Source organism: Dokdonia sp. LLG6352-1 (assembly GCF_045055815.1).
In the GTDB taxonomy this organism is placed as follows: Bacteria; Bacteroidota; Bacteroidia; order Flavobacteriales; family Flavobacteriaceae; genus Dokdonia; species Dokdonia donghaensis.
Window position 1 is genome coordinate 671,400 of record NZ_CP159329.1, and the last position, 11,729, is coordinate 683,128.

The window sequence follows — 11,729 nt, forward strand, 5'->3', positions numbered from 1 at the left end:
AATCGTTTTTCATTTAGAGATTACACCCATAAAATTATGCGAAAACACGAATTTTGACTACCATTTTTTACTGAATTCCTACTAAAATGGGTTTGTTCACACGAAATCGTTTTCGTAACTTTATCGGGCAATGTGTATGGTCTTAACATAAAATTTACATATTTTTAGCTTTTAAAATGAGGTGATTACTCATAAAAAAACTAAGCAAACTAATTTTTAAACAAGATTCTTATGAAGAAAGTAATACTTAAAAGTATGCTCTTGTTTGTCGCAATTCTCTTTGTAGGGATTGCCCAAGCCCAAACAGTAACAGGTACAGTTACTGAAGAAAATGGCCCGCTACCGGGAGCAAACGTAATTGTAAAAGGTACCTCAAATGGTGTTACAACCGATTTTGACGGTAACTACAGTCTTAACAATGTTCCTAGCGATGCTACCCTAGTATTTAGCTATGTGGGATTTGCTACTCAAGAAGTAGCTGTAGGAGGTAGAAGTGTTGTAAATGTTTCTTTGGCAACAGATAACGCACTAGACGAAGTTGTACTTATAGGGTACGGTTCTACTACTATTAAAGATGCTACAGGGTCTGTAGACAACGTAGGATCAGAAGATTTTAACCAAGGGGTTATTCAATCTCCAGAGCAACTTATACAAGGTAAAACTGCCGGTGTACAAATCTCAGAATCTTCTGGTGAGCCGGGTGCAGGTATTGCTATACGTATACGTGGTAACAACTCTATACGTTCTGGTAACGACCCATTATTTGTAGTAGACGGTGTGCCACTTTCTGGTGGAGGAGCCCCTACTGTAGGTGTTGGAGCTGGTGTACAAGGTGGTGCTACTGGTGGTAATCCGCTAAGTTTTATTAACCCTAACGATATTGAAAGTATCTCTATACTTAAAGATGCATCTGCTACAGCGATTTACGGATCAAGAGGAGCAAACGGTGTAATCATTATACAAACTAAAGCTGGACGTGGAGCGTCTAAAGGTGTTTGGGAACTAACTTCTTCTGTAAGTTCTGCAAAGCCACAAAATAGTTATGACCTACTTAACAGACAGCAATTTCTTGATGCTACAGATGCAATAGGAGCTACTCCTCTTGTAGAAGGTGGTAACACAGACTGGCAAGATTACATTACTCGTAATGCTTTCTCAAGACAGACTGACTTAAGTTACTCTAAGAGTTACACTGGTGGTAACTTACGTGCATCTTTTGGATACGGAAACAACAACGGTGTGATTGAAAACTCAAGCCTTGAGCGTATCGCAGGTAGATTAAACTTCTCACAGCGTTTACTTAATGACAAACTTTTAATTACTGGTCAAGGTAGTATCTCTCGTATTAACAGAGAGAACCCTGCACTAGATGGTACTGCTGGTTCTACAGGAGATTTAATAGGTGCTGCACTAAGAGGTAACCCTACTTTCCCTTCTGATCCAGATTTTAATCCAGGTGGAGGTGTACTTAACCCAGCAAGTTTACTTCAGTACTTTGAGGGTAGAACAAATAGTAAAAGATTACTAGCAAATATCTCTGCAGATTATTCATTTACAGACGAGTTTAGCGCAAAAGTAACTGTAGGATATGACAAGACAGATGCAGAGGGTAGCGCAATTTACTCTTCTAGTATAGTAGGTCTTCCTAACACTTCTGGAATAGGTCGTGGAGGTTTTACAGAGACCGAAAATAAAAACTCACTACTTGAAGCTACACTTAACTACAAGAAAGACTTTGGAAACTCATCTTTAGATCTTTTAGCTGGTTATTCTTACCAAGAGTTTGACAATAGCGGTTATTTCTCAAATGCTGCTGGTTTTGGATCTCAAACACTAGAGCAAACTAGAGACGCTTTAAGTCGTCAGTTTGGATTAGTAGATGATGTACTTGATGGAGGATATGCTGTATTTGGATACGGTGCAGATGGTACATATTTAACAAGGTTAACTCCAGAGGTTCAAACTGGTCTTGAATTACCTACAAACTTTACACGTTTATTACCTGCTTATACAGCTGGTATCTTTGACTCTGTAGATGAGTTACAATCTTACTTTGTAAGAGCTAACTATACTATTGCAGATAAGTACTTATTTACTGGTACTTTTAGAGCAGATGGTTCTTCACGTTTTGGTGATAATGAGCGTTATGGTTACTTCCCTTCTGGAGCATTTGCTTGGAAGATATCTGAAGAAGATTTTGTAGGAGATAATATTTCTACATTAAAACTTAGACTAGGTGCTGGTATCGTAGGATCACAAGATGGTCTTGGTTTTGGACAGTTCTTACAGATTGAGAGAGCTGCAGGAGCAGGAATTGACAACAACCTTAATGTACTGGCAGGAGGAGTTCCTGGAACTTTTATTGACGGAGCATTTACTAACCCTGACCTTAAGTGGGAAGAAACAACAGACTTTAACGTAGGTCTTGATTTTGGATTTAATGATGATCGTCTTAACGGTTCTGTAAACGTATACCGTAAAGAAACTCGCGATTTATTACTTAATCAAGATGTTGCTGCACCTGCAGGAAGCGGAGGAACAGTTTTCCAAAACTTAAAAGATGGTGTTGTACTTAACCAAGGGGTTGAATTATCATTAAACTATGATTTCTTTGATACAGATGATTTCGGATTTGGAGCTAGCTTCAACATCGCGTATAACAAAAACGAAGTACAAGACACACCACTAAGCATCCCAACTGGAGCAATACGTGGTAATGGACTTACTGGTGCATTTGCACAACAACTGGAAGCTGGTCAACCATTATTCTCATTCTTTATGGCTGAGTTTACAGGATTTGACGGAGATGGTAACCCAACATATAGAGACTTTAACGGTGACGGTGTAGGAGATCCAGATTCTGACAAATTCTTTGTGGGAGAGAATGCTGTTCCTAAAGTAACTTCAGGTTTATCTCTTAATGCACGTTATAAGAACTTTGACATCGCTACTTACTTTAGCGGTCAGTTTGGATTCTCTGTATACAACGGTACTGCAAACGCTTTCTTTACAAAGTCTGCTCTTTCTATTGGTGGTAACGTAACTCAAGATGTAGTAGCCAGCAATGAGAATGCAAACTCTACAGTTGCTGTATCTACAAGATTCCTTGAGAAAGGAGATTTTATTAGAATGCAAAGTGCTTCTATAGGATATAACTGGCCATTAAGCGGTGAAGGGATGTTTGATTCTTTACGTTTAAGCCTTACTGGACAAAATTTATTCTTAATTACAGATTACAGTGGTCTTGACCCAGAAATAAGCCAAAACACTGGTTCTCTTAATGCTTCTGCGATTCCTACTGCGGGAATCGACTACGCTTCTTACCCTAGAGCCCGTACATTCACACTTGGTGTAAATGCAAGATTTTAAATAAAAAAAAGAAGAATTATGAAACACAACAAAAATTTATCAAAGATGGTTCGCAATATTGTGGGCATCTTTGCGGTGGCAGCACTAGCTGTAGGCTGTACCGATCTCGAAATTGAAGGAAACGAAGCAGGTATTGTAACAGACGCTAGTTTTGCTGGTGTAACAGATCCAGATTCTTTCATAGACAATATGTACGGATCACTTAATGGTTACATAGGAGATCAAGCAAACTTATTTGCTTTATCTGAAGTAACTACTGATGCGGCTTTAATACCAACGCGTGGATCTGACTGGGGTGATAATGGTATATGGAGACAGTTACACCAGCACAACTGGTTAACAACTCACACGTTCATTCTTAATACCTTCGTACAGTGGAACTCATTACATTTCCAATCTGCACAAGTACTATCAAGTTTAACTAACTCGTCTACTCAGAACAAAGCAGATGCTTACTTTTTAAGAGCATTAGGTATGTGGGTGATTCTTGATAACTTTGGACAGATCCCAGTAAGAGATCCAGAGGAAAATCTATCTGTTAACCCTGTTGTTTTAACTGGTGCAGAAGCTGTAGATCAAATCGTTTCTGACCTTAACGCTGCTATCACAGATCTTCCAGCTGGTGGACCTGGATCAGGTAACTCTAGAGCTACCAAAGCGGCAGCAAGATACCTTCTTGCAAAAGTGCTTCTTAACAAGCATATATACTTGGGTAATGAAACTGCAGATAGTGCAGATATGAACCAAGTAGTATCATTAGTAGACCAAATACAGGCAGAAGCTTATGGTCTTGAAGATGGATATTTTGATATTTTCAGAGAAGAACTTGATGACGAAACAATCTGGTTTATCCCTACAGGTGTAGGTAACCGTATCTGGAATGGTCTTCACTACAATATGTCACCAGAAATTGCTGGAGGTGGATGGAATGGATTCTCAACACTTGCATCTTATTATGACTTATTTGAAGGAGATCCTAATAATAATGAGCCAGGAAACGGTCAAGAGGAAAGAAGAGGTTTTGTACCAACATCAGGTCTTACTCTTGCAGAATTCCCAGAAGGAACAGATAGTAATGACAATGGTATTGCAGATGGAACAAGTATTGGTTTTGGATTCTTAATTGGACAACAATATGCAGATGATGGTACTCCATTACAAGATCGTGCAGGTAACCCACTCTTCTTTACAAGAGACTTTACTGATGCAGATGGAAACATAAGCCTTATTAACAACAACGAAGTTACAGGTATACGTGTTCAAAAATATGCTGCTCGTTATGGAGGATTTACTCCACACGAGATATTCTTCAGATATTCTGATGCACATATGATGAAGGCAGAAGCAATCTTCCGTTCTGGAGGTGATGCAACACCACTTGTAAATGAATTAAGATTATTAAGAGGAGCTACAGCCTTAGGTTCTGTTACTGCTCAAGATATTATAGATGAGAGAGGTCGTGAGTTTTATGCAGAATTCTGGAGACGTAATGATTTGATCCGTTTTGGTCAATTTACTTCAGACTGGCAACTTAAAGACCCTGCTGCTGTAGGAAATACAGATAAGAATTTATTCCCTATCCCAGCAAGTCAGCTTATTTTAAACCCTAACCTTACCCAAAATCCAGGCTACTAAACTTGGTACAATAATTAGCTTAAAAGAGGGTTAGAGTTTTCTAACCCTCTTTTTATATATTACATTCTCATAAGTAATTTATCTAAGTGAAAACTTCATTACCCCTACTCCTACTATGTATGTTTCTTTTCTCCTGCTCACAGCCAGAGAAAAATTACCGCTTTGTACATAAAATAGATACTGGAATCACTTTTACAAATGAGCTCACAAAATCACCAGAGCTTAACATACTTAATTATCTCTACTACTATAACGGTGCTGGCGTTGCTACAGGCGACTTTAATAACGACGGCCTAATAGACATCTACTTCACTTCAAATCTTCAACAAGATCATCTATATTTAAATCTAGGTGACTTAAAATTTAAAAATATAACCACCACCTCTGGTATAAACAACAGAGACGGCTGGACCACTGGCGTTACTACAGTAGATATAAATAGTGATGGATATCTAGATATTTATATCTCCAAAGTATCTGGTCATCTCAATCTTAAAGGCTCAAATAAACTATATATAAATCAAGGCCTTACAGATGGTGTACCTACTTTTAAAGAAGAAGCGTCCAAGTATCAATTAGACGTTAAAGGCCTCAACACTCAGACTGCCTTTTTTGACTATGACCTAGATGGAGATCTTGACGCTTACCTACTATCGCACTCACTCTACCCCAATGCTTACTTTGGCAGAGGGAGCCAGCGAGAAACTAGGGATACTATAAATGGCGATAGACTGCTAGAAAATAGAAACGGTGTTTTTTATAACGCTTCCGCGAAAGCGAATATATATGCATCAAAAATAGGCTACGGCCTAGGAATTAGTATTAGCGATATTAATAACGACGGTTATCCAGACATATATGTTGGGAACGACTTTTTTGAAGATGACTATTTGTACCTAAATCAAAAAAACGGCACCTTTAAAGAAATACATAGCAGTGCAGGAGTTTTAGGTCACACCTCGCACTTCTCTATGGGAAATGATATAGCAGATATAAATAATGATGGCCTTTCTGATATCATATCTGTAGATATGTTACCAGAAGATCCATACACCTTAAAAACATCTGGTGCCGAATATAACTACCCTATATTTTCAAATAATCTAAAGCAAGGCTACAAACCACAATTTATGCAGAACACGCTACACATAAATAGCGACGCTGCTACCTTTACCGAAACGGCATTTTTGAGCAACGTAGCGAGTACAGAATGGAGCTGGTCTCCCCTCTTAGCAGACTTTGACAATGATGGACATAAAGACCTTTACATTACAAATGGCATACTAGGAGCTACTAACGATATGGACTTTATCAATTTTATCTCTAATGATAATATTCAGAAACGTCTAGGTAAAAATATGACTGATGGTGAACTTCCTTTTATAGAAGAAATGCCTAGCAAAAAAACAGAAAATTACTTCTTTAAAAATAATAGAAACGCAACTTTTACAAACACCTCATCAGACTGGATAGCTCCTAAAACGTCATTTAGTAATGGAAGCTCATATGCAGATCTAGATAATGATGGAGATCTAGACCTCATTATAAATAATGTAAATGAAGCTGCTTACATACTGGAGAATACGACACAACAAATAGACACCACAAGAAACTATCTTAAAGTGGCTTTTAATGGTACGCATCACAATAAATTTGGTATCGGTGCAAAGGTGGAGGTATACAGTACGCAAGGTAAACAGTATTTTGAAAATTATACTACGCGTGGCTTTCTATCATCTGTTGCTCCAGAACTATTTATAGGTCTAGATACTGTGAATACCATAGACTCTTTAAGAGTGATATGGCCAGACGGAAAAACACAAAAGCTAAAAACTATTATTTCTAATCAAAAGATAACTCTAGATTATAAAAATGCCTCTGGCAATTTTTATGATAGTATACAGATAACTCCTATAACACGTTTTATAAATGACACCCTAATTCCCTTTCGTCATAATGAAAATGCTACCGTAGAGTTTAGTCGCAATCCTTTAGTACCATATAGTTCTACTAATCTTAGCAAAGCCATACGCGTAGGTGATATAAATAATGACGGCCTAGAAGATTTTATAACCCTAGGCGCAAAATCTCAAATAACTTCGTTACAACTGCAAACCACTTTAGGAAAATTTACTCAAAAAGAACTTCCTAATGATCACACACACGCAATTGCCGAAGATATAGACGCTATCATTTTTGATGCAAATGGTGACGAGCTCAACGATCTTATCATTGTGAGTGGTGGCAATGAGATACGAACAGGCAGTGCGCTACAACCTAGGTTGTATCTCAATACTCAAGAAGGGCTTAAACAAGTTGAAAACGCTTTCGACAACATCTTTGTAAATGCATCTACTGTTCGTGCAGTAGATCTAGAGCAAGATGGTGACCTAGATCTTTCTATAACAAGTGACGTTATCCCTCAAGAGTTTGGGACAACACCGCAACAATATCTTTTTAGTAATGATGGTGCAGGTAACTTTAGTAATATCACAAAGAGTTATAGCTCAGACTTTACAGACATTGGTAATGTGCGTGACATACAGTGGCAAGATATAGATAATAATGGTTATCCAGACGCAGTAGTTGCAGGTCACTGGATGGCTCCCACAATTTTACTCAATGACGGTAAGGAGCTTTCAAAACAACATAATAATGGCTTAGAAAACGCTACAGGCTGGTTTAATTCGTTAAAAGTAGAAGACTTTGACAACGATGGAGACCTTGACATAATTGCTGGTAACTGGGGACTCAACACCCGCCTCAAGGCTTCGGAGGGAGCGCCAGTACAGTTATATATCCAAGATTTTGATGATAATGCTAAACTTGACCCTATAGTAACCTATTTCTACAAAGGAGCAGAGACGACTATTGCCACAAAAGACGAACTTGTAAAACAGCTACCACAACTCAATAAAAAGTATCTTTCTTATAACGCTTTCGCGAAAGCGGAATTTAAAGATTTACTACCTAGCAACAAGCTTACAACCGCAACAGTAAAACAAGTCACAGAGCTTGCCTCTGTTTATTTTGAAAACAAAGGAGATGGCACCTTTACCAAAAGACAATTACCATTACCCGCACAAGTCTCATCTGTACACGACATACTTGTAGATGACATAAATAATGATGGTTATAACGACCTTATTCTAGTAGGTAATGATTACCAGATAAGTACACAGTTAGGCAGGTTAGACGGCTCAAAAGGTATTGTCCTTTACAATGATAAAAAGGGCTTTTTTAACGTGGCAGAAAAGACAAAATTCAATATTTTAGGTGCTTCCAGAAGCATTGACACAACTACGATATCTGGAGAAAAATACATCATCGTTGGTAGAAATAATGACACTCCATTGTTTCTTAGAAAAGAAGAATAAACTTATGGACATTTTAAAAACATACAGGCTTTTTGCCTTAGTAACTTTTACCATTTTTCTATGCTCTTGTAATAAAGAAAGTGCAAGTCTAGATATTGACACTAAGGAGACACTTTTTACACAAATGTCGCCAGACAGCACAGGTATTTCTTTTATAAATAGCATAAAAAATCAAGCAGATTTCAACATTTTTAAATACCGTAATTTTTATAATGGTGGCGGTGTTGCTATAGGTGATATAAATAATGATGGACTTGCAGATATTTACCTAACGGCAAATATGGGGAAGAATAAATTGTATCTCAATAAAGGCAATTTTAAATTTGAAGATATTTCTAAAAGCGCTGGTATTGAGGGTAACAAACCTTGGTCTACTGGGGTGACAATGGCAGATGTTAATGCAGATGGACTTCTAGATATTTATGTAAGTAATGCTGGCAACCTTAAGGAAAACAGTCACGATAATGACCTGTACATTAACAATGGTGACCTCACTTTTACTGAGCGCGCAAAAGAGTATAATCTCGCCACCTCTGGCTTTACAACACACGCGACCTTCTTTGATTATGATAAAGATGGTGATCTAGATGCATATATCCTTAACAATAGTAATGTACCTGTGAGTAGTCTAGGTAACAAAGGGCAACGGGATAAACGTGCACAAGATTGGGCAAATGTAGATAGCGATACTAGAGGTGTAGGTGATTTACTTATGCGCAACGACGGTGGAGTATTTACAGATGTAAGTGAAGAGTCTGGCATATATGGCTCTCTTATAGGATTTGGGCTAGGCGTTGTAGTTACAGATATAAATAAAGATCTCTGGCCAGATATTTATATATCAAACGACTTCTTTGAGCGTGATTATTTATATATAAATAACCAAGACGGCACTTTTACAGAAGAGATTAAAGAGTGGACCTCTCACCTATCACTCTCTGCGATGGGTATTGATATCTCAGACATAAATAACGATGGGCTGCAAGATATTTTTATCACAGATATGCTTCCCGATGGAGAGGAGCGCGTGAAGTCTGTAATGGAATTTGACGGTTATAATGTGTATAAACGTAAACAGCGTGACGACTTTTACCAGCAGTTCATTCAGAACACGCTGCAAATAAATAACGGCAATGGTTCATTTTCTGAAACAGCATACTTTAGTGGTGTTGAGGCCACAGACTGGAGTTGGTCGGGTCTTGTTTTTGATATGGACAATGACGGTTACAGAGACATTTACATTACAAACGGTATTAACCACGACCTCACAGATTTAGACTTTGTAGACTTCTTTGCAAATGAACTTATACGTAGTAAGGTCAATGGTAAAACGCACCCAGTTGATTCTATCATTAATAAAATGCCTGTAAAACCACTACCTAATTATGCTTATCAAAACCAGAAGGACTTAACATTTACAAACAAGGCACAAGACTGGGGCCTAGGCCTAGAGAGTATGTCTAATGGTGCTGCTTATGGTGACCTAGATAATGATGGTGATCTAGATATTGTGGTTAATAATGTAAATATGGATGCATTTGTTTACAGAAACAACTCTGTAGTAGATGAATCTCATAATTATATAAAACTAAACTTTGAGGGTAGTGATAAAAATAGATTTGCCGTAGGTACTACTGTACGTTTATATCACGACAATCAATCTATTTTACAAGAACTTGTTCCATCTAGAGGTTTTCAATCTTCTATGGAGTATGATATGACCATAGGTCTAGGAGCTTCAAAAACTATAGACTCATTGCGTATTATATGGCCTAATGACAAGACACAACTACTCAAAAACATTAATGCGAACCAAACACTTACGGCTAAAATTAGTGAGGCCTCTGAAGTATATAAATACCCAGTCAAAGAGTCTAACACCCTGCTTAGAGAATTAGATAACACACTCCTTACTTCACATCAAGAAAATGAGTACAATGATTTTGACTACGAGGGGCTTATTGCAAAGAAACTCTCACAAGAAGGTCCTGCTCTCGCAGTAGGTGATGTAGATGGAGATGGTAATGAAGATATTTTTATAGGTGGAGCAAAAGACCAAGCTCCTACCCTGTATTTACATAAGGGTAATGGGAAGCTTGTACCTTCTTCTATAAATTTTGATAAATCTGCAATTTTTGAAGATACTGCGGCCTCTTTTGTAGATGTAACTGGTGATGGCGCCTTAGACCTCATCGTAGCTACTGGAGGAAACCAGATAGATGGCGCTCCATTTTACAGGCCACGTTTATACGTAAATAAAGGTGACGGCTCATTTAATCCGGCTCAATTACTACCAGCTGTAAATCAAGGTGCCTCTGTCATCGCTCCTTATGATTATGACCAAGATGGTGATGTAGATTTATTTATAGGTTCTAGAAATACAACAAGCACCTACGGTATTAATCCAAAGCATTTGTTATTACAAAACAATGGTAAAGGTAGCTTTACAAATGTAACACCTCAACAAGGAGCTGTCCTTAATGTTGCTGGTATGGTTACAGATGCTGTATGGACAGATATAGATGGTGACACTATAAAAGAACTAGTACTCACTGCAGAGTGGGATACCGTAAAAGCATATAAACTAGAAAATGGAAAACTTGTGAGACACAACTCGAGTCTTGATAATGCTTACGGCTGGTGGCAGAGTATTGAAAGTGCAGATATAGATAATGATGGTGATCTAGATTTAATACTAGGTAATGAAGGAACAAATATTCATTACAAACCTACTCAAGATGCACCTATGAAGTTATTTATAAATGATTTTGATGCAAATAGTACGATAGAACAAATTACTACCATAACTCAAAATGGTAAAGATTACCCCCTACACCAGAAAAAGGAAATAATGGGACAAATCGTATCACTAAAAAAACAGAACATAAAAGCCTCAGATTATGCAAAAAGATCTATAGATGAGTTATTCTCTGCAGAGGTGCTGGCAAACTCTAAAGTAAAAAAAGTTAACACCTCTGAGTCTGCTGTTGCCATAAATGATGGAAAAGGAAACTTTACACTAAAGGCTCTACCTGCTGGCGTACAATTATCTTGTGTGTGCGGTATAAGCTGTACAGATGTAAACAATGATGGACTGCTTGATCTTGTTATGGGTGGTAATAACTTTGAGTACAAACCACAGTATTCTCAACTAGATGCAAGTTTTGGGAGTGTATTACTAGGTGATGGCTCTGCAAACTTTGAGTGGCAACCATATACTAAAAGCGGGTTTTATGTGCGCGAAGAGATGAAACACTTACAGACGTTTACAGATGCAGCTGGTAACACATACTTTATAGCCGCGCTTAATGACAGTAAACCTAGAGTTTTTGCGCTTAACAATTAACT

4 protein-coding genes are annotated in these 11,729 nt (G+C 37.8%); all 4 read left to right on the forward strand.

Annotated elements, in window-relative coordinates; all coding sequences use genetic code 11:
* Positions 1–231 precede the first annotated feature (231 nt).
* Positions 232–3,369, forward strand: a complete 3,138-nt coding sequence (locus ABVM49_RS03090; protein ID WP_405202977.1) for a SusC/RagA family TonB-linked outer membrane protein — start codon at positions 232–234, stop codon at positions 3,367–3,369.
* Positions 3,370–3,387: 18 nt separating this feature from the next.
* Positions 3,388–5,004, forward strand: coding sequence for a RagB/SusD family nutrient uptake outer membrane protein (locus ABVM49_RS03095; protein WP_405202978.1), 1,617 nt, complete (start codon positions 3,388–3,390; stop codon positions 5,002–5,004).
* Positions 5,005–5,090: 86 nt separating this feature from the next.
* Entirely contained in the window at positions 5,091–8,381 is a 3,291-nt protein-coding gene (locus tag ABVM49_RS03100; protein ID WP_405202979.1) for a VCBS repeat-containing protein, read from the forward strand.
* A gap of 4 nt (positions 8,382–8,385) precedes the next feature.
* Positions 8,386–11,727 (forward strand): VCBS repeat-containing protein, encoded by a 3,342-nt coding sequence (locus ABVM49_RS03105; protein WP_405202980.1) that lies wholly within the window; start codon positions 8,386–8,388, stop codon positions 11,725–11,727.
* The last annotated feature ends 2 nt before the right edge of the window (positions 11,728–11,729 follow it).